Source organism: Terriglobales bacterium (assembly GCA_035543055.1).
GTDB lineage: Bacteria > Acidobacteriota > Terriglobia > Terriglobales > Acidobacteriaceae > JAIQFD01.
In genome coordinates, this window is record DATKKJ010000213.1 from 1 (window position 1) to 20,438 (window position 20,438).

The 20,438-nt window shown below is 62.3% G+C and carries 21 protein-coding genes and 1 tRNA gene; 4 read left to right on the plus strand and 18 right to left on the minus strand.

The features are described 5' to 3' along the window. The 3 genes from VMS96_13995 to VMS96_14005 all read right to left on the minus strand — a co-directional run. The coding region (locus VMS96_13995) for a lysylphosphatidylglycerol synthase domain-containing protein (protein HVP44539.1) at window positions 1-740 on the minus strand (740 nt) is incomplete at its 3' end. A gap of 18 nt (window positions 741-758) precedes the next feature. Then, window positions 759-1,226 carry a hypothetical protein gene (locus VMS96_14000; protein ID HVP44540.1) on the minus strand — a complete coding sequence of 156 codons (468 nt, stop codon included), beginning with the start codon at window positions 1,224-1,226 and terminating at the stop codon, window positions 759-761. A gap of 573 nt (window positions 1,227-1,799) precedes the next feature. Next, window positions 1,800-2,639, minus strand: a complete 840-nt coding sequence (locus VMS96_14005; GenBank protein HVP44541.1) for a hypothetical protein — start codon at window positions 2,637-2,639, stop codon at window positions 1,800-1,802. Between the two features lie 346 nt (window positions 2,640-2,985). On the opposite strand from VMS96_14005, the gene VMS96_14010 reads away from it, so the two are divergent. Then, a complete protein-coding gene (locus tag VMS96_14010) occupies window positions 2,986-3,426 on the plus strand; it encodes a DUF882 domain-containing protein (protein HVP44542.1) in 441 nt (146 codons plus the stop codon). Window positions 3,427-3,432: 6 nt separating this feature from the next. Here the strand turns inward: VMS96_14010 and VMS96_14015 are convergent, their stop codons facing one another. The 11 genes from VMS96_14015 to VMS96_14065 form a co-directional block, all read right to left on the minus strand. Beyond that, a complete protein-coding gene (locus tag VMS96_14015) occupies window positions 3,433-5,166 on the minus strand; it encodes a L,D-transpeptidase family protein (GenBank protein ID HVP44543.1) in 1,734 nt (577 codons plus the stop codon). A gap of 211 nt (window positions 5,167-5,377) precedes the next feature. After that, window positions 5,378-5,453: transfer RNA gene (locus VMS96_14020), tRNA-Lys, on the minus strand. 186 nt (window positions 5,454-5,639) lie between these two features. After that, entirely contained in the window at window positions 5,640-5,954 is a 315-nt protein-coding gene (locus tag VMS96_14025; protein ID HVP44544.1) for a TonB family protein, read from the minus strand. Window positions 5,955-6,246: 292 nt separating this feature from the next. Then, window positions 6,247-7,416: an FtsX-like permease family protein gene (locus tag VMS96_14030; protein HVP44545.1), complete on the minus strand. Its 1,170-nt coding sequence runs from the start codon at window positions 7,414-7,416 to the stop codon at window positions 6,247-6,249. Then, on the minus strand, window positions 7,417-8,559 hold the full coding sequence (locus VMS96_14035; GenBank protein ID HVP44546.1) for an FtsX-like permease family protein: 1,143 nt from the start codon (window positions 8,557-8,559) through the stop codon (window positions 7,417-7,419). Then, the gene (locus tag VMS96_14040; protein ID HVP44547.1) at window positions 8,556-9,284 is read right to left on the minus strand and encodes an ABC transporter ATP-binding protein; all 729 of its coding nucleotides are present in this window, start codon (window positions 9,282-9,284) and stop codon (window positions 8,556-8,558) included. The genes VMS96_14035 and VMS96_14040 overlap by 4 nt, the downstream gene beginning before the upstream one ends. A gap of 11 nt (window positions 9,285-9,295) precedes the next feature. Next, window positions 9,296-10,519 (minus strand): efflux RND transporter periplasmic adaptor subunit, encoded by a 1,224-nt coding sequence (locus VMS96_14045; GenBank protein ID HVP44548.1) that lies wholly within the window; start codon window positions 10,517-10,519, stop codon window positions 9,296-9,298. 265 nt (window positions 10,520-10,784) lie between these two features. After that, complete coding sequence (locus tag VMS96_14050) at window positions 10,785-11,387, minus strand: 2-oxoacid:acceptor oxidoreductase family protein (GenBank protein ID HVP44549.1); 603 nt, start codon at window positions 11,385-11,387, stop codon at window positions 10,785-10,787. Further along, window positions 11,384-12,304 (minus strand): 2-oxoacid:ferredoxin oxidoreductase subunit beta, encoded by a 921-nt coding sequence (locus VMS96_14055; protein ID HVP44550.1) that lies wholly within the window; start codon window positions 12,302-12,304, stop codon window positions 11,384-11,386. The genes VMS96_14050 and VMS96_14055 overlap by 4 nt, the downstream gene beginning before the upstream one ends. Further along, on the minus strand, window positions 12,301-13,455 hold the full coding sequence (locus VMS96_14060; protein HVP44551.1) for a 2-oxoacid:acceptor oxidoreductase subunit alpha: 1,155 nt from the start codon (window positions 13,453-13,455) through the stop codon (window positions 12,301-12,303). The genes VMS96_14055 and VMS96_14060 overlap by 4 nt, the downstream gene beginning before the upstream one ends. Next, the gene (locus tag VMS96_14065; protein ID HVP44552.1) at window positions 13,445-13,687 is read right to left on the minus strand and encodes a 4Fe-4S binding protein; all 243 of its coding nucleotides are present in this window, start codon (window positions 13,685-13,687) and stop codon (window positions 13,445-13,447) included. The genes VMS96_14060 and VMS96_14065 overlap by 11 nt, the downstream gene beginning before the upstream one ends. A gap of 246 nt (window positions 13,688-13,933) precedes the next feature. Between VMS96_14065 and VMS96_14070 the strand changes: the two genes are divergently transcribed. Further along, complete coding sequence (locus VMS96_14070; GenBank protein ID HVP44553.1) at window positions 13,934-14,389, plus strand: CBS domain-containing protein; 456 nt, start codon at window positions 13,934-13,936, stop codon at window positions 14,387-14,389. Window positions 14,390-14,575: 186 nt separating this feature from the next. On the opposite strand, the gene VMS96_14075 is transcribed toward VMS96_14070, so the two are convergent. Together VMS96_14075 and VMS96_14080 are read right to left on the minus strand one after the other, a co-directional pair. Next, window positions 14,576-15,907, minus strand: coding sequence for a citrate synthase (locus VMS96_14075; GenBank protein HVP44554.1), 1,332 nt, complete (start codon window positions 15,905-15,907; stop codon window positions 14,576-14,578). A 265-nt stretch (window positions 15,908-16,172) separates the two neighbouring features. Beyond that, window positions 16,173-16,307 carry a hypothetical protein gene (locus VMS96_14080; protein ID HVP44555.1) on the minus strand — a complete coding sequence of 45 codons (135 nt, stop codon included), beginning with the start codon at window positions 16,305-16,307 and terminating at the stop codon, window positions 16,173-16,175. 119 nt (window positions 16,308-16,426) lie between these two features. On the opposite strand from VMS96_14080, the gene VMS96_14085 reads away from it, so the two are divergent. Next, the gene (locus VMS96_14085; GenBank protein ID HVP44556.1) at window positions 16,427-16,717 is read left to right on the plus strand and encodes a hypothetical protein; all 291 of its coding nucleotides are present in this window, start codon (window positions 16,427-16,429) and stop codon (window positions 16,715-16,717) included. A gap of 41 nt (window positions 16,718-16,758) precedes the next feature. Continuing rightward, complete coding sequence (locus VMS96_14090; GenBank protein HVP44557.1) at window positions 16,759-18,447, plus strand: AarF/UbiB family protein; 1,689 nt, start codon at window positions 16,759-16,761, stop codon at window positions 18,445-18,447. On the opposite strand, the gene VMS96_14095 is transcribed toward VMS96_14090, so the two are convergent. Then, on the minus strand, window positions 18,422-19,255 hold the full coding sequence (locus VMS96_14095) for an alpha/beta fold hydrolase (GenBank protein HVP44558.1): 834 nt from the start codon (window positions 19,253-19,255) through the stop codon (window positions 18,422-18,424). The genes VMS96_14090 and VMS96_14095 overlap by 26 nt on opposite strands. Before the next feature lie 203 nt (window positions 19,256-19,458). Then, window positions 19,459-20,355: a hypothetical protein gene (locus VMS96_14100; protein HVP44559.1), complete on the minus strand. Its 897-nt coding sequence runs from the start codon at window positions 20,353-20,355 to the stop codon at window positions 19,459-19,461. Window positions 20,356-20,438: the final 83 nt, after the last annotated feature.

Genomic DNA, 20,438 nt, shown 5'->3' on the forward strand with positions numbered 1-20,438 from the left:
ATCAGAAACACTTCCAACACCGCCAGCGCGTGCCACAAGAAATTCAGGGCCAGGCCCTTGGCAAAGGCGGCGGGCGCAACGCGATAAAACGTCAGGAGGTTGTGTTCGGCTGAATCGATGATCGGTTGCCGGGCGCTGACCCAGTTGTGCAGAATGGGTAAACGCCCAATCACTCTGGCTGCATTCCCCATCAATGGAAAACGTTTTACGACGCCCACTGCCGCCAGCAGCACCGTCACCACGAGCAGGGCCGCGATCAGCAAACCATCCACTCGCCATCTTCCACCCAGATGTGCCAGCAACAACGTGGCTATAATTCCCAGCACGGTAACGACGGCCGCGGTGAGGATATGCAGTCCTCCATCGATCGCGGCAGCCGATATGCCATTGGGCAGCGGCACCGCCGAACCCAGGAGAGAAACGCGGAGCCCCTCGCCGATCAATTTACCGGGGAGGCCCAGTTGCCCGGCGGCATCCGAAACCAACTGCACACCATAACTGCGTGCCCAGGAAAGCCCGCCGATGTCGCAGGTGAACGTCTGTCGCCAGGCGCATGTTTTGATGAACTGCGCGATACCTCCCAAGATCATGATCACGAGCAAACCCCAGCCCACTTGCTGGACTTGCTTCCAAATGACCGCCGGACCTGTGCGGAAGACCAAATAGCCCAGAAGGGCCACTCCGATAAGAGCTGCAAGGAATCGAAGCAACACCCGGATTAACCGCTGGAAATCAGGCACGGGACGCCCCTCGATTCGTCACTTACGTTCTGTAACCTCCTTCTCCGCCATTTCCGCCGCTGAGCGCTTCCCAAAGTACCAGAAGGACCGCGTGGATTTCGTGTACGCTTTCCCTCCCGGAACAATCAAGTCGATCTCCGTTGTATTTGAAACTCCGAATTCCGCCGCTTGCGCCGCGGAATCACTCCGAGACGCCGAAGTTGGATCGATCAGTCGAACCGTCGCCGTTTCGAGCACCTGGACTTGCCGCTCTAGAACATCGAATTGGTCGAGGCTCTGAGTGTCGAAGGTGACCGGGGCCGCTGAGAGCAGCTGGAACTCGCCGGCCCGAAGCGCATCAATGATGCAGTTCAACCTGCGATGAAGCTCCGACAACCGCGCTAGTTCCGCCGTGGAATGCCCTTGCGGTGGCTGATTGTGCAGCGTTGTGACGCTCTGCGCCAGGCGTCGGGCATACGTCACGAACGTCGCAGCAGGTTCTCGCATCTGGGCCGAAGTCTTCCTCTACAAGATAAGTCTATGATGGGTGATAACTTACAAATGTTTGTCGAGCCGCTGAAATTTTCGGCACACTCGGGAATGGCACACAGAGCGTAAACCGAGCTAAGTCCTTTGGAAGTGGTGAGCGCGGAAGGAATCGAACCTTCAACCTACTGATTAAGAGTAGGCTCGGGATCAGAACTCGATACCCAACGAACTCGCTTTCACATCAGCCACTTGCCACGAACTGAGTTCGCACGGAAGCACTTTGAACAGGTATCAAAAAGGCCCGTAAAAGCGCACATCGGCGCGAAGCGTATGGCACGTTTATGGCACAGGTATTTTCCAAGCTTGCGCGGATTCACCAGAACGAAGCTGACAGCGGTCTCGTCGCTTAACCTGGGATCTACTGGCGTAGGCTGGTCGCCCGACGCGTCATGCCAAAGCGCCGCTCCCGTCAGGTTGAAGCAAGAGTCCAACTATGACTGTCAGCGAGTTGGAACAGGAACTGACGTTACGTAATTGTCCCTGACCTTCGTGAACGGTTCCCTTTGCGGTAGCTCGTGTGAATCGACGACGCTATTTCCGGCGCGCCGGTAGGGAGACATCCTGTTGCAGGGTGAAGTCAATGAGGGTCTCGCTCGGAACCTTTACCTGCTCGCCCTTGGTGATGATCTCCGAACCGGCGCCGACGCCGGCGCCGACGCCGGCCCCGATGGCCGCACCTTTGCCGCCGCCGGCGATGGCCCCGATGATCGATCCCAGGGCCGCTCCGCCGATGGTTCTCTTGGCAGTGCTTGCTCCGCGCGACTTGCCTGTCAACTCGTACTCACCTGTAACCAACGGGACCGTTTGCCCGCTGACTACGATCCCGGTCAACTCGAGGTGCAACTCCGACCTCCCGGTGAATGTTCCCGACTTCCTGGATTCCGCCAATCGGCCGTACACATCCGCGCCCTTCTCGACGACAATCTGTCCATTGACCATGATCGGTTCCTGCAAAGATGCTTCAAACCGGTCGCCAACGCGGCTTGTCGCCGAATCGATCGCATCGATGGTGCGCACCGAGATTTGCGTACCGGCTGGAATGGTGACATAGGCGGAAGTATCTGCCGGTCGTGTGGTGGAGATCGAATCGGAGAAAGAATGGACGGGCGTTCGCGTTTCAAGCGATGGCTTTGCGTCGAAGCTGATGGAGACTACATCCCCCAAATTGTACTTCTGCACGGACGATTCGACTCTGAAACTGATCTCACTCTCAGTACCGCCAACGAATGTGCCGTTGATGCGGCTGCCATTTTTCAGTTCCAACGAATCAGCCCAGGCAGCCAAGGGCGCCAAGCCCATGGCCGACACCAATGCCAATCCTGCGAGAAGAAAGGACCACTTTACGCGAGAGCAATGAATCATCGATTTCATGACACTCCCTTCCGGAACGCTTCAGCCGCGTGCAACATAAAGTCAGCCGCCGATACCTAAGCACTCGGATTGCCAAACGCTGCCGCAATGCAGGACCAGGAAGCGGCTGTATTTCTATGGACTTACGGAATCGTCACTATTTCCTACGCAGTACGGCCTGCCGTCCGGCGGGCATTCCGTGTCACACTCGCCATACGCATTCAGGAATCACTGACAAGATCTGCTTACCGTAATAAACTGGCAGAGAATGGGAAGAACGACCCTAAGCATTGCATCTTGCTTGTTTCTAGCGCTCTTACCGTCACCCTGCGGTTCCAATCCCGTGGAGCCTGCTCCGGAGTATCGGTTGCGTTTCTATCACACACACACCGGCGAGCGGCTCGACATCGTGTATCGCCGGGGCGACTCCTATTCTCAGCAAGCTCTGGCCAAGCTGGATAACTTTCTTCGCGATCACCGTACTGGTGACGTCCACCATTTTGATCCTCGCCTGTTCGATCTTCTTCATGATCTGACCGCGTCCGTTCACGACCTCGACGGCGAGATCGACGTCGTTTGCGGATACCGCACGCCGCAGAGCAACGAGTACTTGCGGCACCGAAGCGCGCACACGGGTGTCGCCCGGCACAGCTTGCACATGCAGGCAGAGGCTATTGACATTCGTTTGCCGGCAGTCCCGACGGCGGTCCTGCGCGATGCTGCTCTCAAGCTGCATCGCGGCGGCGTGGGTTACTATCGTGACTCCGATTTCGTTCACGTAGACGTCGGCCGCGTGCGCCGCTGGTGATCCCCTTCACCAAGGATAGGGATATCCCTTGGCCAGAGCTTTTTCGAGCGCTGTGTCGTGCCCGTAGATGTCATCGTAGAAGTGAACAAGACCGTCTTCGAGCACGATGACGGTGCCGTAAACGATCAGGACCGGGATGGGATGCGCGAGCCTTACCTGCTGTGTCGTGCTGCCGTTCATCGCTGCCCGAATGCGTTCCATGTTCCATCCCGGATTGTCACGAAGCACCCATGCGGCCAGTTCGGCCGGCGCTCCCAGACGGATGCACCCATGACTGAAATCACGGCGGGACCTGGCAAAGAACTCAGTCGCCGGGGTGTCGTGGAAATAAACGTTGTAGCTGTTGGGAAATACAAATTTCACCAGCCCAAGAGAGTTCTTCGGGCCGGGTCTCTGCCGGACCGAAAGTCTTCCCGCTCTCAACCCATCCATCACCTCGCTTGAGACTCTTCCCGTCGCAACCACCTTGGCATGGCTGTCTACGACCTCGAAGTCCTTCTTCGCCAGGTAATCCGGATCGCGAAGGATATGGGGGATCAGCTCCGCGTGGGTTATGGACGGCGGTACGTCCCAGTACGGACGGAAGACGATGTATTGCATCGTGTCGCTGAACACTGGCGAATGGTGCCCGACAGCCTTGCCCACGACGACGTTCATGGTCACGCCGATGTTGAAATCGCGCTCATAACCGCGGAGGCGGAACTCCGGGATATTCACGACCACTGGAGCTTTTTGATAAGAGCTCGGCAGCCAGCGCAATCGTTCGAGCATAAGTTGCATCTGCTGCACTCGCCGGCTCAGGGGCACATTTAAATCGGCGACAGTCTGAGCGTCGATCAGGCCGCTCGGATCGCGGCCAAGCCGGCGTTGAAAGTTCTTAACGGCGCTGACCAGGCTGCCCTCATAGACCGCCGAATCGGCAGAAACCTTCGCGCCAGCCGGCAAATCGCCGACCAGGCGGAGCCATCTAGCAAGCCGCTGTGTCCCTCCATACGGCTGGCCAGGCGCGATGGCCTTCTTGACCGCAGGAAGCTGCTCTCCATCATCTTCCTTAGCGAACTCAATGTATTTTTGCAGCGCTTGTATGGTGCGGTGATAAACCGGGTAAGGGGGCTCGACTCGCGCTAGCGCACGAGAAACGTCCGGCGCATCCAACACGTTCTCTTTCAAGAACTCGGCCAAATCATACTTCTTGGATTCATCATCGATGAAGAAGGAAATGCGGTTGGGGTTTATCTTTCCGACATGGAGGTCCGAGATATAACGCATGGCGCTGACGGTAAGCGCCAGGTCAAACTTAGCGGCGTCGGCTTCGCTTGCCTGGTGTGCCAGCGGTTTCAGTCTTGCCAGACGGTCCTGCCATCGTGCACCATCGTAGTCCTCCGGGGAGAGCCCTTTCAGATCTGATCGCTGGAGTAGCACGATCATCTGCCGCGCCTGAGGAGTGGGTTCTTGCCCCCTCGTCCACCACAGTGAGTACCCGTTGAGCTCGTAGAACTTGTTGACGTGCTTGCTGTAGTCGCTGAAATCCGGCCAACGGAGCTCGGCAAATCTGCCTTGCTGCACGGTCTCACGAATCCAGACTTGCGCTCCGCTGCTCAGCCCTCCGGCTTTCTCCGCATTGGTTCCTGGCGCCGATTGGGTGCCAGGGAAAGCCGATCCTAGTCCGAAGAAAAGAAGGAGAGCTATAAGTGACAATAGCAACTGCCTTCTCCACACCGCTTTCCAGAAGACACGCACAACTCCTCCTTGCTCACTGCTGTAATAGCACGGCAGGTGCCAATCTGCGGTAACGCATTCTGCAAGGGCGGCGGCCAGTTTGACCGGAATTCGCAGGTGTGCCGTAGGTGTGCCATCCGCTTCGAGACGATACGAGCCAAAGTGCGTATTTTCAATACCGTGTCAGAAGTGCTTCCGTGCGGGCATTTTCGCGGTAAATCATTGAGAAGAATGGTGAGCGCGGAAGGAATCGAACCTTCAACCTACTGATTAAGAGTCAGTTGCTCTGCCAGTTGAGCTACGCGCCCACTATGTCAGGAGGGCACACCTTTGAGGGACTAGCAGGTTCGCGGGCGAACAAAGCGAGTCGGGAGTGCGCCACCACGAGTGTAACAAAGGGTCGCGACTTCCATCAACCGGAGACAGAGGGAGCAGCCCGGCGGCGCCGGGCTGCCTCTGCGCGATGGGGGACCTTACTTCTATCGCGAATGCCTTTACTGCTGATCGAACTTGACGATGACGGTCTCGGTGGTGTCGGAGGAGGCCGGCTCGTAGGTCCAGTCCTTGACGGCCTGCACCGCGGCGGCGGCCAGTAACGGATTGCCGCCCAGCACCTCGACCTTCTTCACCTTGCCGCTGGCGGTGACCAGCACGTCGAGCTTGACGGTGCCGCTCAGGTGCATCTGGCGGGCGGTTTCCGGATAAGCGACGGGCCGGTTGTTCTTGGCCGGCTTGCGCGTTTCGGCGAAGGCCAGGCAGGAGGACAGCAGGACCAGTGCGGTGAAGATGCGAACGACGGTGGATCTCATGCGACTTTCTCCTCGGCAATAACTTGTACAGCGATTAAGTAATGCAAGGATACCGGACCCGGCGCGAGGCCGCACGTTACCCAGGTAACGGTCCGGTCCCTCGGGCGGTCGCGAGGGTAGGGCTCCCTCGCTGCGCCCGGAACACAAGAAAAACGGGAGGCGCTCGCAACGCCTCCCGGAGCAGTGTTCAGTCGCCAGACGTCAGTCGGCGGCTGAAGATCAATGAACGATCTGCGGTACGGTAAGTCACTGCGTGTGGAAATCCCTAGATGGAATGAAAGCGAACCGAAGCCTAGAGTTCCCGCAGAGTGACGGCGATGCGGCCGCGTGCGGCGCGGACGGCGGGGGGCACACCGCCCACCACGCCCATCAGCAAGGCGAAAAAGATTCCGGCTGACATGAGCGCCGGCGTGACCTTGAATGCGAATGCCAGGTGAGAGAAGGTCTGCCAGTTCATGGTGCCGGTGGTCAGGCCATTCAGCGGGAGCACACCGGCGGTACCGACGAGGCCGCCGATGAAGGCGATGCAGAGTGCCTCGAACATGAAGGAGAGCACCACCGCGCCCGCGCGGAAACCCAGCGCGCGCATGGTGGCGATCTCACGGCCGCGCTCGGCGACGGCGGAGTACATCGTGTTCAGCGCTCCGAAAACCGCGCCGATGCCCATTACGGCAGCGACGAGAGCGCCAAGAACGGTGATCAGCGTAGTCAGTGCGCGCGACTGCTTCTCGTAGTATTCGACCTCGCGGTCGACCTGTACGGTCATGCGCGGATCGGCGGTGAGAGCATCCTTGAAGCGGTTGAACGCGCCGGCGGATGTCAGGCGCACGGTGACCGACTGCACGCGGTCAGGGGGACGCTTATAGGTCTGTCTCAGGATGTCGCCGTCGGTCCACACCTCAGAATCGAAGGCACTGCCGCCCGCGTCAAAGATGCCGACGACGATCCAAGTCCCTCCGCCAAAATTCAACATGCTGCCCAGGTCGAGTCCGGCGTAGCTCTTCAACGCATTCTTGCCGACGATGAGCTCATTCAGGCCGGGATGGAAGAAGCGTCCGGAGACGATCTTGAAGCCCTCGTGGACCTGCGCGGCGACCGCGGTCAATCCGCGGACCTGCACATTAGCGTCAGTGCCCGTAGATCTCAGAGGAAAGGCGGCTACGACAACGCTCTCCGGGCTGACCAGCGGGCCGACGGGACCGCGCTCTACGCCGGGAGCGTCCTGGATGACATGGATCTGGTCAATGGTGACGGCGCTCTCCATCTCCGAGGTCGCACCAGCCCGGCGGATGAGCGCGTTGCGAGGAGAGCCGGAGGCGACCAGGGTTGCCTTGAAACCCTTGGCCAGCGACAGCATGGCAATGAAAACGCCGACGGTACCGGCGATACCAAGGACAGCAACGACGGTCGAAGCCCAACGCACACGCAGGCTGCGGAGGTTGTAGGTCAGCGGAATGGCCATTCAGATCCTCCGAAGCGCGTCTGCGACCCTGAGGCGCATCGCCGAAAGGGCGGGGAAGATACCCGCCGCCACCCCGACGGCCAGCGCAGCGACGATGCCAAGCGCGATGGCGTCAGGGCGCAAATAGAAATACGGAAGCATGCCGCGTGTCGGGTCGCCGCGCAGCGTCATCAGCTTGGCCAGGAGCAGCCCCAACCCACCCCCGATGATGGCTACCGTCAGAGACTCAAAAAGCACCAGGAAGAGTACGAATCTGTCCGAAAAACCCACAGCCTTGAGCACAGCCAGCTCGCGCGTGCGCTCACGCACCGCGATGGCCATCGTATTGCCGGTCACCAGCAGCAAAGTGAAGAACACGACTGCGCCGATGCTCATGATGATGAGCCCGATATTGCCGGCCTGCTTCACAAAGCCGGCGGCGAAGGACTTCTCGGTATCGGTCTTCGTCTCCCAGGGAGAGTTCGCGAACGTGCCGTCGATGGCTTTGGCGACACGCACCGCATTGTCGGGATCGTCGATGCGCACGGTGTACCAGCCGATCAGGCCCTTCCAGTAAGGACTCTCCTTCTCCTCGAGCAGCTTGTAATGGAACCAGAACTGAGTGGTGTCGTCGGCGGGACGGCTGCCCTGGTAGATGCCGCGGATGTTGAACTCCCAAATTCCAGGGAAGATGGTGCCCTTGATAGGCACGCGGTCGCCGAGCTTCCAGCCAAAGCGCCTGACCAAGTCGGCGCCGACGATGGCGCCTTCGCGATCCTCGAGCCAGGCCTTCCATTGGTCGTCAGGAAGTCGAAACTCGGGAAACATCTGTTTGTAGTTCTCTTCATCGATGGCGAACTGGGGGAAGAAATTGCGCTCGTCCTGGTAAACGCCGCCGAACCAGTTGGCGTGGGTGACCGACTTGACGCCCGGAATCTGCGCCAGCCGCTCCTTGTAGGAGATGGGCAGCGGCTGGATGATCGAAACCTTGTTGACGATCACCAGCCGGTCGGCTCCTGCGACCTCGAGGCCCTGATTGAACGCTCCGCGTACCACCGCCAGCAGACCGAAGAGGAAGAGAGCGACGGCGAACGAACCCAAGGTCAGCGTTGTGCGGATCTTCTTGCGAAACAGATTGGCGAACACCAACCGGCTGTACTTCATGACCGCACGCCTCCCGCGCTGACTGCCTCGACGAGTACACCCTTATCGAGGTGGAGGGTGGTCTGCGAGCGTTCCGCAGCCAGCGGGTCGTGCGTGACCATGAGGACGGTCTTCTGGTGTTCGCTGACCAGCCGCTCAAGCAAAGTCATGATCTCGTCGGCACTCTTGCGGTCGAGGTCGCCGGTGGGTTCGTCGCAGAGCAGGAACGTTGGGTCGGCGACGATGGCGCGTGCGATGCCGACGCGCTGCTCCTGTCCGCCGGAGAGCTGGTTGGGGAAGTGATTCATACGGTCGCCCAGGCCAACGATCTGCAACGCGGCTTCGACGTGTTTGCGCCGGTCGGCTTTGGAGAGCTTGGTCAGAAGCAGCGGCAGTTCGACATTTTGCGCCGCGGTAAGCACTGGAATGAGGTTGTACATCTGGAAGATGAAGCCGACGTGGCGGGCCCGCCAAGTCGTGAGCTTGCTGGCCGACATGTGTGTGATCTCGTCGCCGGCGACACTGATGCTGCCGCGGGAGGGGACGTCGAGTCCGCCCAGCAGGTTCAGAAGCGTGGTCTTTCCGGAGCCGCTCGGCCCCATGAAAGCGACGAAATCGCCGGCGTCCACGTCGAGGTTCAAGCCCTGCAGGACGTGGATCTCCTCGCTGCCGCGCTGATATTTCTTGTCGAGCCCGCGTACCTGGATCAGGCTCTTGCCATCGCCTTTGCCATCCACCCTGACCATCCCCAACACTCCTATTGTTTTTTGATCCCGACCTGCTGGCCGTCGTGCAGGCCGTCGAAGCCACTGGTGACGAGCTGATCGCCGTCGTTGATGCCGGCCAGGACCTCCTGCGAGTCCCCACTCGTACCGCCGACGCGAACGGCCCGGCGCTCCACGCGTCCGTCCTTGTACAAGAAGACCACCTGCTGCCCGTTTTCGTTGCGGATGGCGTCCTTCGGGATGAGCAGCCGAGCCGTGCCGCTTGCCGGCGCGGGTTCGTCTCCAAGGAAACTGACCTTTACTCCCATGTCGGGCAGGATCCGCGGATCGAGTTGGTTGAACGAGATGCGTACCTTCACCGTCGCTTTTTGCCGGTCGGCGGTGGGGATGACCGTCCGCACAGTACACGGGATCTTCCAGTCGGGATACGCGTCGAGGATCGCGGTGACGGGCTGGCCCGGCTTGACGCGTGCGATGTATGACTCGTTGACGTCCACCTCGACTTCGAGCGATCTCATGTCCACGACGGTGGCGATGCCGGTGCGAGTGAAGCCCCCACCGGCCGAGATGGGCGAGACCATCTCACCGACCTGGGCGTCCTTGGAGACTACGATGCCGGTGAACGGCGAGCGCACGGTACAGTTGTCGAGGTCCTGCTGCGCCACCTTGATGCGCGAATCGGCGGCGCGCACCTGTTCCTCGGTGAGAGCGATCCTGGCGCGGAGGCTATCGGCAGTGGTCTTAGCGAGGTCGAGCGCCTGCTGGCTGGCGACGCCGCCCTGATGAAGGGAATCGGTGCGGCGGAGTTCGCGGTCGGCGTTCTCGAGATTGACCTTCAGGTCGGCGAGCGCGGCGGCGGTGGCTTCGCGATCCGACCTTGCAGAATTCAGCCGCACGCGCGCATCCGAGTCGTCGAGGTACGCCAGCACCTGGCCTTCCTGCACGTGCATGCCCTCGTCGGCGATCATCTGGATGACCCGGCCGGTGACCTTGGCGGCGACAGTCGCTCGGCGCCGAGGGGTCACGTATCCGCTGGCGTTCAGCAACGCGACGCGAGTATCTGCGGTCGTCGCGTGTACGGTGGTGACCATGACCTCCGGAGCTTTCCCTTTCAGCGCAAACACGAGAGCCGAAACCAGCAGCAAGAGACCGATGGCCGCAAATACATAGCGCAGCCACTTCGGACCACCCTGGTGGCGCGCCGAGTGGTCGATCTTCAGCGAAGAGAGGTCAGGCGTGGACAGTTGAGAGCCCATGGAGATGCTTCAAAGGTACACTGCTGTGTTTCAACGGGCAACAGGTGCCGCCGGAGATCAAGATTGCAGACTTCACGGAGATTTTACGCCGCGTTTGGAAGTCAACGAGCGACGAGCCGGTGGCCTCGCGCCCGCATTTCGTACGCTGAAAGGCCTTGGCGAGGGCGCGCCGGCTACTTTGTCGAATCTGCAAAAAAAAGGGGAGGCGCTCGCAACGCCTCCCGGAGCAGTCTTCAGTCGTCAGACGTCAGTCGGCGGCTGAAGATCAATGCACGCCGTCCACGAAGCGGACGGTGCGTACGGTCTCCTCTTCTTCCTTGCTCAACTGGCCGCAGCTGACGCCGTACTCGAAGCCCTTGTCGAAGGCCTTGGCGTTCAGCTCGCGGAAGCTGGGCGGCACGGAATCGAGCACCGCGTCGCGCAGCGCCTTGGGGTCGAGCAGGCGGGTGACGGCGGCGAAGAAGCCGACCATCACGATGTTCAGCACCATGCGCTTGCCCAGCTCCTCGGCCAGCCGCGTGGCGGGCACGCTGAACAGGCGGACGCCGGGCTTGACGTTGTCCACGCGCACCAGGTCCTGCTCCACGATCAGGATGCCGCCATCTTTGACCTCGCCGGCGAACTTGGTGTAAGCCTCCTGCGACATGATGACCAGGATGTCGGGCTGGGTGACGTAGGGATAGAGGATGGGCTCCTTGTCCAGGATGACCTGGGCGGCGCAGGCGCCGCCGCGGGCCTCGGGACCGAAGCTCTGGGTCATGGTTGCGTAGCCGCCCTGGTTGATGCTGGCGGCCTTGCCGATGACGATGGCGGAGAGGATGACGCCCTGTCCTCCGAAGCCGGCGAGGCGGATCTCAGTGAGTTTCATTGTTCGCTGCAACCTCCGTCCTGGGCTTCTTCGGCCCTTTGCTCCTCCACGGCATACCAGTCGGTGTATTCGGGGCAGGCCTGCGCCAGGTGCTGGCGCATGAGCTCGATGTAGTCGGGCTTTTCCTTGTCCACGAACTTGCCGACCACGATCTCGCCCTGCTTGCTCAGGGCGCATTCGCTGGTGGGGGCTCCGTTGCGGATCTTCGACTTCTCCTTGTAGTACTTCATGGTGTCGAGGCCGTCGCCCAGCTTGTTGCGGCGCTGGTAGAGCGTCGGGCAGGGGGAGAGGACCTCGATGAAGCCGAAGCCCTTCTTGGCGAACATCTCCTGCATGGAGCGGGCGATCTGCCGGACGTGGAAGGTGGTCCAGCGGGCGACGTAGACCGCGCCCGCGGCTTCGACCAGCGCGGGAAGATTGAAGGCGGGATCGAAGCTGCCGTAGGGCGCCGTGGCGGTGATGACATTGCCCGGAGTGGTGGGAGCGGTCTGGCCGCCGGTCATGGCGTAGATCAGGTTGTTGACGCAGATGACCTTGATGTCCACGTTGCGGCGGGCGGCGTGAATGAGGTGATTGCCGCCGATGGCGAACAAGTCGCCGTCGCCCGAGTACACCACCACGTTGAGCTTGGGATTCGCCAGCTTCAAGCCGGTGGCGAAGGGGATGGCGCGGCCGTGAGTGGTATGGAACGAGTCCAGCTTCACGTAGCCGGCGACCCGGCCGGTGCAGCCGATGCCGCTCACCAGGGCCACGTTCTTCAGGTCCACCTTGGAGTCGATGAGGGCGCGGGTGAAGCAGTTGACGGTGGTGCCGATGCCGCAGCCCGGGCACCAGATGTGGGGCATCCGGTCCATGCGCAGGAAGGGCTCGACCGGGTTGATGTGGGTGACGGTTTCAGGGACCGAGGTCGCGCTCATCGGATGGCCTCCTCGATGGACTTCAGGATCTGGTTGGGATCGTGGACGCCGCCGCCGGCGTGGGGGACGTGCACGACCTTGCAAGCGCCGTGGGCGGCGCGCTCCACCTCGCGCGACATCTGCCCCAGGTTCAGCTCGGGGACGACGATGGCCTTGGTCTTCTGCGCGATGGCCGCGATGTTGCGCTCGGGGAAGGGCCAGGCGGTAATCAGGCGGAACTTGCCGACCTTCAGCCCCTGGGCATGGGCCAGTTCGATGGCGCGCTGGGCCACGCGCGAGGTGATGCCGTAGCTGACCACAACGGCGTCGGCGCCCTCGAGGTCGGAGGCTTCGAACAGGGTGATCTTGTCCACGGCGTTCAGGATCTTGCTCTGCAGGCGCTTGACCAGCTTGTCCTGCGCCTTGACGGTCATGGCGGGATAGCCGCGCTCGTCATGAGTAAGACCGGTCATGTGGAACTTGTAGCCTTCGCCGGCGTGGGCCATCTCGGGGACCCCGTCGCCATTGGTCCGGTAGGGCAGATACTCGCCATTGGGCTTCGCTTTGCGCCGGGGCAGGACCTCGATCTTGGCGGCGTCGGGGATCACCACTTTCTCGGTCATGTGGCCGACGCACTCGTCGAGCATCACCATGACGGGGACGCGATACTGCTCGGCGAAATTAAAGGCCTTGATGGTGAGGTCGAAAGCTTCCTGGGGAGAATTAGGGCAGAGTGCAATGATCTCGTAATCGCCGTGCGAGCCCCAGCGGCACTGCATCATGTCGGACTGCGCCGGGAGGGTGGGCAGGCCGGTGGAAGGGCCTCCGCGCTGCACGTCCACGAACACCACCGGGGTCTCGGTCATGGCGGCGTAGCCGATGTGCTCCATCATGAGGGAGAAGCCGGGGCCAGAGGTGACGGTAAAAGCCTTGGCGCCGCCCCAGACCGCGCCCTGGATGGCGATGGAGGCGGCCAGTTCGTCTTCCAATTGGATGAAGACGCCGCCCACGGTCGGGACGCGCATGGCGAAGCGCTCGACCACCTCGGTGGAGGGCGTGATGGGATAGCCGGCGGCAAAGCGGGCGCCGGCGGCCAGAGCGCCTTCACAGCAGGCGTGGTCGCCGTCGAGGAAATGGACGCCGGTCAGGACACCTTTGGGATCAGCGTGCATCGGAGCCGGCCTCCTTTGCGTCAGTCTTGTAGCCATGGATGGCGAAATCCGGGCAGTACATGCCGCACAGGTCGCAGCCGCTGCACTTCTCGGGGGTGACCAGGATGGGCGGGTGATATCCCTTGGAATTGAACGCGGAGGAAAGAGCCAGCACCTTGGTGGGACAGAACTCGACGCAGAAACCGCACGCCTTGCAGCGCTCCACCACGATGGAGACCGTACCTTTGGCCATCGGAGTCCTCGAATCTCGCGCCCTACCCCACAGGTGAGCCGGGCGCGGTGAGCAAGTCGTTCTGATTCTGAACCTCGCCCGTTCCCTGCGTGGTGATGCATGTCACAGATGGACGTGATGAATGACGCAGGGCAGCGTCCAGCGCACGGCACCGCCCGGGGTGACTGCTATCACTGCGGGTAGGCGGCGGGCGGCGTAGGGTGCATCTCGTAGACAGCCGAGGCAGCTGTCCCATGGAGGTTTGGTATGCGCGTGAACGACGTGATGACCCGGAACCCGGCGGTGTGCACGGCCACCAGTTCGGCGCAGACCGCGGCCGATCTGATGAAGAAGCACAACACCGGCATGATCCCGGTGGTGGACGACGCCTACAGCCGGACCCTGGTGGGCGTGGTGACCGACCGCGACCTGTGCCTGGCGGTGGTGGCCGCAGCCCGGGAGCCGATGCAGGTGTGGGTGCGGGATTGCATGACCCCCGACCCGGTCTTCTGCGCGCCCGAGGACAAGGTGGAGGTGGCGCTGGCCGTGATGCAGAAGCACCAGGTGCGGCGGGTGCCGGTGGTGGACGTGCACAAGACGGTGCACGGAGTGGTGTCGATCGGCGACCTGGTGCGGCATAACGCGGTCGGCAACGGGGAGCTGTTCAGCGCGCTGAAGAAGATCTTCGCGCCCAAGACGCGAGCAGCGAAGAAAGCGGCGTAAGAGCAGTCGGCAGCTGAATGGCAGCGGGACTGACGTCCCGCTGCTGGGCGGCGGCGGTTGTGCAGAGACCCGTCAGATCCTTCGTTGTCGGCTGAAGCCGACTGCCTCAGGATGACAATCAGTTAATGTTTGCCGCCAACGCAAATGCCCTGCCTTGCGGCAGGGCATTTGCGTGAAGCAGTTCCTTCATTTGGCTAATGCCGTGGTGGCGTGCATGCCGCGGCGCTGGTTCTCGGGCAAGTGACGCTCGTCGTATCCCGTATAGACCTGCCGCGGGCGGTAGATCTTGGTGTCGGGATCGCTGAGCATCTCCTCCCAGTGCGACAGCCATCCGGCCACGCGCGGGATGGCGAACAGCACCGTGAACATGTTGGGCCTGAAGCCCATGGCCTGGTAGATGATGCCGCTGTAGAAGTCCACGTTGGGATACAGGCGGCGCTTGATGAAGTACTCGTCCTCGAGGGCGATCTTCTCCAGGGCGAGGGCGATGTCGAGCTTCTGGTTGCGGCCGGTGATGAGGAAGACCTCCTCGGCGATCTGCTTGATGATCTTGGCGCGCGGATCGTAATTCTTGTAAACCCGGTGGCCGAAGCCCATCAGCTTGCGCTTGCCATCCTTGACCTGCTTGATGAAGTCGCCGATCTTGTCCTTGGTGCCGATCTCGTCGAGCATCTTCAGCACTTCCTCGTTGGCCCCGCCGTGCAGCGGGCCGTAGAGAGCGGCGGCGGCGGCGGCGGTGGAGACGTAGGGATCGGCCTGCGAGCTGCCCACCTGGCGCATGGTCGAGGTGGAGCAGTTCTGTTCGTGGTCGGCGTGCAGGATGAAGAGGATGTCCAGGGCGCGGGCCAGCACCGGGTTCGCCAGGTACTTCAGCTCCGTCTTCTTCCAGAGCATGTTCATGAAGTTCTCGGCGAAGGTGAGGTCATTGTCGGGATACACGTAGGGCAGTCCCAGGCTGTGGCGATAGGCGAAGGCGGCGATGGTGGCGGCCTTGGCGATCAGGCGCTGCTCCTGCAGCTTGCGGTTGGCGGCATCGTGGATGTTGTGGGCTTCCGGATAGAAGGTGGAGAGGGCGGCCAGGGTGGAGACCAGGATGCCCATGGGGTGGGCGTCGTAGTGGAAGCCGTCGATGAACTTCTTGATGTTCTCGTGCAGCATGGTGTGCAGCTTGACTTCCTGGACCCATTGCTCCTTCTCGGCGGTCGTGGGCAGCTCGCCGTACATCAGCAGGTACGCGACCTGGAGGAAGCTGCAATGCTCCGCCAGTTCCTGGATGGGGTAGCCGCGGTAGCGAAGGATGCCCTTATCGCCGTCGATGAAGGTGATGGCGCTCTTGCAGGAGGCGGTGTTGGTGTACGCCGGATCGAAGGCCATCATCCCGAAGTCCTCGGAATTCACCTTGATCTGCCGCAGGTCCATGGCCTTGATGGTGTCGTTCTGGATGGGAAGCTGGTAGTCCTTGCCGGTGCGGCTGTCGCGCACGGCGAGGGTCGGGTTGGGATTGCCGTTCGAATTCATGCACAGTCTCCCCCGGCCGCTCCGGCCTGCGGCAGCGCCGGTCAGTGGAGGCGGCCCGGAACATCGCTAAGATAAAAACCTGGCGGGCCGAGGCCGCGCCAGCCTGATTCTGCGGGGCCAAGACACGCGAAGCTGTGATTCAAATCACACCCATGGGTGAGCCCAGACCTGTGCCGGGACGCCATCCCCAGGGAAGGGGGCACGGGTCTCCTGAGGCGCACAGTCTAGTCCTATCAGCCGGGGTCTGCCAACTGGTCGGGTCGCCTCAGTCGGCCTGCTGCGGGTCGGGCTCGGCGTCCCCGGCCCGCCGGGTCACCGGCAGCAAGCCCCGCACGATCACGTACAGGATGGGAATGATGAAGAGAGGACCGCGGTCACGCTTTGGTGGCGGCCGGCACATTTCCCGTTTTGGGCCACTGGTGCATTTTGGGTCCGCACATCACTGGCTTGGTTCCGGACCTGCTCTAGCATTTCTGTGCTCGGCATATCTGCCTTCGGCAGAGTGACAGAGGAGGGGCCATGGACCCGTCGTTCGAGCAAGCCTCGCACTTCCTCGACCAAGCCTTACTCTCCTATGCCGGCGGACAGATCGAAGAGGCAGCCGAAAACATGGCCAGTGCGGCAGCCATACTTCGCGAGATCCAGCCGGTGTTCCCTGCCCTGAACCTTGAGCCGCCTGCGGGTGAGCCGTTGGTCATAGAATTCCCGGCAGCCACGGCGCCCGGCTCGTCGCGTGCGCAGTCCCCGCCGGCCATTCAGCGGGTCAGCGTGGAGTCAGCACGAGAACCCTCTCTCGCCGCCGCGGCTTGAATGCCGACGCGCGACCCTCGCATACTTGTGCGGAGGACGTGATGGCGCTACCAGCTCTCATCCCGCATCCTGTGTCGGACCTGAGCCCCGAGGACTTGCGCCGGACGCTGGAACAGTTCGTGCCGGCGGGCCTCAGCCGGAAGAAACGGATCGACGCCATCCGCGCCCTGCTGGAAACTCCGCAGGGAAAGATGATGCGGGCGGAGATGGGACGATGGATCGTCGAACATCTCGTCCCCATCGCCAGTCTGGTGCCCGAAGAGTACGCCGCGTGGCGGCCTCCGGTGCGCGACGCCATGCTGTACGTGGTGGCCCATCTCTCCCCTGCCCGCCTTGCCCCCAAGCTCCTGGAGCAACTGGAGCTGCCCTCCGGCGCCCGGCCCGAAAAACGGCTGCTGTGCTTGATCGCCCGGGTGCCGGGGCTGCAGAAACTCGGCCAGGTGCTGGCCCGCAATCGGCACCTCCGCCCGGCGCTGCGCCGTTCGCTCTCCCAGCTGGAGAACGGCATCCGCGACGTGGATGCCCCCGGCACGCGCGCCATCATCCGCCGGCAGCTGGGAAGCAAGCTGGAGCGTCTTGGCGTGCAGATGGATTCCCGCCTCCTCTCGGAGGCCAGCGTCAGCGCCATCGTGCGCTTCACCTGGCGCAACCCGGAGAGCGGGCAAAAAGAGCGCGGCGTCTTCAAGGTCCTGAAGCCGCACATCCCCGATTGCTTCGCCGAGGACATGGAGCTGTTGCACGATCTCTCGCAGTATTTCGCCCAACATCACCACGAATACGGCGCGCGCGCCCGGCTGATCCCCGACACCTTCAGGAAGGTCCGCCGCCTGCTGCAGCACGAGGTCGATTTCGTGCGTGAGCAGACCACGCTGGTGGAGGCGGGCAAGCTTTACCACGACATCGCGGGAGTGCGGATCCCGCGGGTCCTCGCTCCCCTGTGCACGCCGACCATCACCGCGCTCAGCGAGGAGCGCGGGGCGAAGGTCACCGCCGCCGCCGCCCGCATGCCGCAGTGGCGCCGGCGCCAGGTCGGCGAGCAACTGGTGGCGGCGCTGGTCGCGGTGCCCCTGTTCGCCTCCGGCGAGTCTTCGCTGTTCCACGGCGATCCCCACGCCGGCAACCTGTTGTACGACGCGCCCGCGCGCGACCTGATCATCGTGGACTGGGCGCTGCGCGAGCGCTTGAGCCGGCAACAGCGGCGGCAGCTCGCGCTGCTCTTCCTGATGGTGGCGCTGCGCGATCCGGTGGGAGCATCGACCGCCATCGCCGCTCTGGCCGAGAGGCCGGTCCGGCGCGGCTCACGCCAGTGGGAGATCATCCGCAACCACACCGCCCACTACATCGACCAGGTGCCGCTCACCCAATTCCCCAGCGCCGTGGACGCCATGCGGGTGCTGGAAAAGGCGGCCTACGAGGGCATCCGTTTCCCGGGATCGCTGATCATGCTGTCGAAGGTGCTATTCACCCTGGATGGCATCCTGCACGACATCGGCTGCAGCAGCGCGTCCATGGGCACGGCAATGGCCCGCCACATGGCGCGGCGCTGGCTCACCGCGCGCGCCGGCTTTGCTTCGCCCCTGACCGCGGGCGATTGGGTCACGGTGCAGTGCAGCGCCATCCTCTACAGTTCGCGCTTGTGGGTGAAAGGTCAGCAGACGATCGTCGATCGTTTCCTGCCGGGCGGCGCCAGGGACGAGAAGATCGTCAGTGCCGCCTCGCCGCGCCGTTGACGCGGCGACGGGTGCGCGCCTCCCCCAGCCGCTCCGCGATCACCGTGTACACCGCGGGATTGAAGACCAGCCCCATGTGGGTGCCGGAAACCTCGAAATCGATATCCTGGTCCCCAGTGCGGCAGTAGTGCCAGTCCACGACCCCATCATCGCGGGTATAGATGGCGGTCTGGAGCGCGGAACCGTTCATCCGGCGACGCAGCGAGTTCACGAACTCACAGGTACAACGCGGGGTATAACAGTCGGGCAGGACGTCCTGCGCGTGCTCATTGAGGATGTTCTGGCGCACCGCCTCGGCCACGTTCAACACGCTGTGGTTCAGCACCGTGCCGCGGAAGGGGGCGGCCAGGGTGGTGACCGAAGCCACGTCGTTGGGCCGCTGCGCCGCGATGGAACGCGCCATGACACCTCCCAGGCTGTGCCCGATGAGGTGGATCTTGCGTCGGGTATGCCGCCGCGCCTTGTCGATGGTCTCCGTCAGCCGGTATTTGATGAGCAGGTTCGGGCACTCGGCGTTCAGCCCCATCCCGGAAACGTAGGAGCGATAGCCGATCCGGCCCAGCCACTCCGCCAGGTGCGTCAGATAAAGATCGGTGCCCAGGAAGCCTGGAATAACCACCACGGCAGAGCCGTCGCCGCGCGGGATCCCAAGGCCATAGAACACGGGGGAGGCATGCAGCAGGAGGAGTTCGGCGCCGAACAGGACTTCTTTCCAGATGGGAATGCCCGCGTCGGCCGCATCCTCACGGATGTCGTAGTGCCGCGGTGCCAGGCACGATGATGATGACGCTGTTCTTTTCGCTCTCACTTAGACGGGGGACGACCGAGAAGCATTTGCACCGCGTATGGAGGAAGTATCCACACCGCGCGGATGCCTGTCCATTTCTTTTTTGCTGCTTACCCGAGCAGAAAGACCGCGGCTAGCCCGATTTGGGCATAGCCGCGGCTTCCTTTGGCGGGCGTGCCGTTTCTCGCGCTCCGCCAACGAGACTCAACCCGGCAAAGCCGTCTTCAGGCGGCCGCCACCTTGGCCATCTTGCGGGCGCGGGGATGCCGCTTCACAGGCATGCGACGCACTCCCGGCTTGACCATGGTGCCGATCAGCGCCTTCTCTGCATCCACGAAGCTCTTGATGCCCTCTCCCGTCAGGTTCGCCATAGGCAGCAGGCGGGCGGGGTTCATCAGCTCCAGGGCGCGGGTGGCGACCTTGAGGTTGACGTTCATCTGCTGGCCGGCGACATCCAGCAACTTCTTCTGCGCCTCGATGAACGCGTTGCTGGCTTCGCGGGCGAGCTTGGCCAGTTCGGTCTTCTTGACCAGTCTCGGTTTCTCCGTACGGCCGCTGGTCATGTGCGTGGTCTCCTGGGCCACGATATCCAGGAACTTCTTCTGGGCATGGATGAAGGTTTCCATGGACTCACGCGCCACGTCGACCAGGTGATTGCTGCCGACCTTGCCCTTGCGGGCCCCCTCCAGCCAGTCCAGGGTCTGCTTGCTGGTGATCTTGAGGAAATCCAGCTGCATTCCCAGGAAGGTATCGATGGTGCGGCGCACCAGGTCGCTCGCGGCGACGGCTGGGACCGAACCGCCCGTCCGCTCCTTGACCGCGTTCATCAGGATGTTGTTCTCCTCCTGCGCCAGGTTCAGCAGGATGCGCTGGGCCTCGATGAAGCTCGAGGTCCCTTCGACCGCCAGCTCGGTCAGGATCTCGACCGGAGAATGCTCCGGGTCGGAGAACCCTTCGCGCAGGCTCTTCATGGCGACCGCGTTCTGCCGCATCGCCAGGTCGACCAGGATGCGCTGGGTAGCGAAAAAGCTCTCGACTCCCTGCTGCACCCAGCCGGACAGCAAGGTCAGGAATGAGGAAGGATGATTGTGAGTGGTGGGGCCGGGTTTCTCTCTGGGCATGTTGGCCTCCGTTATTTGCTGCACTGCAGCATCGAGAAAAATGTAACTTTTTAGCTGGATTATGTCAATATCTAAGTGGCTTT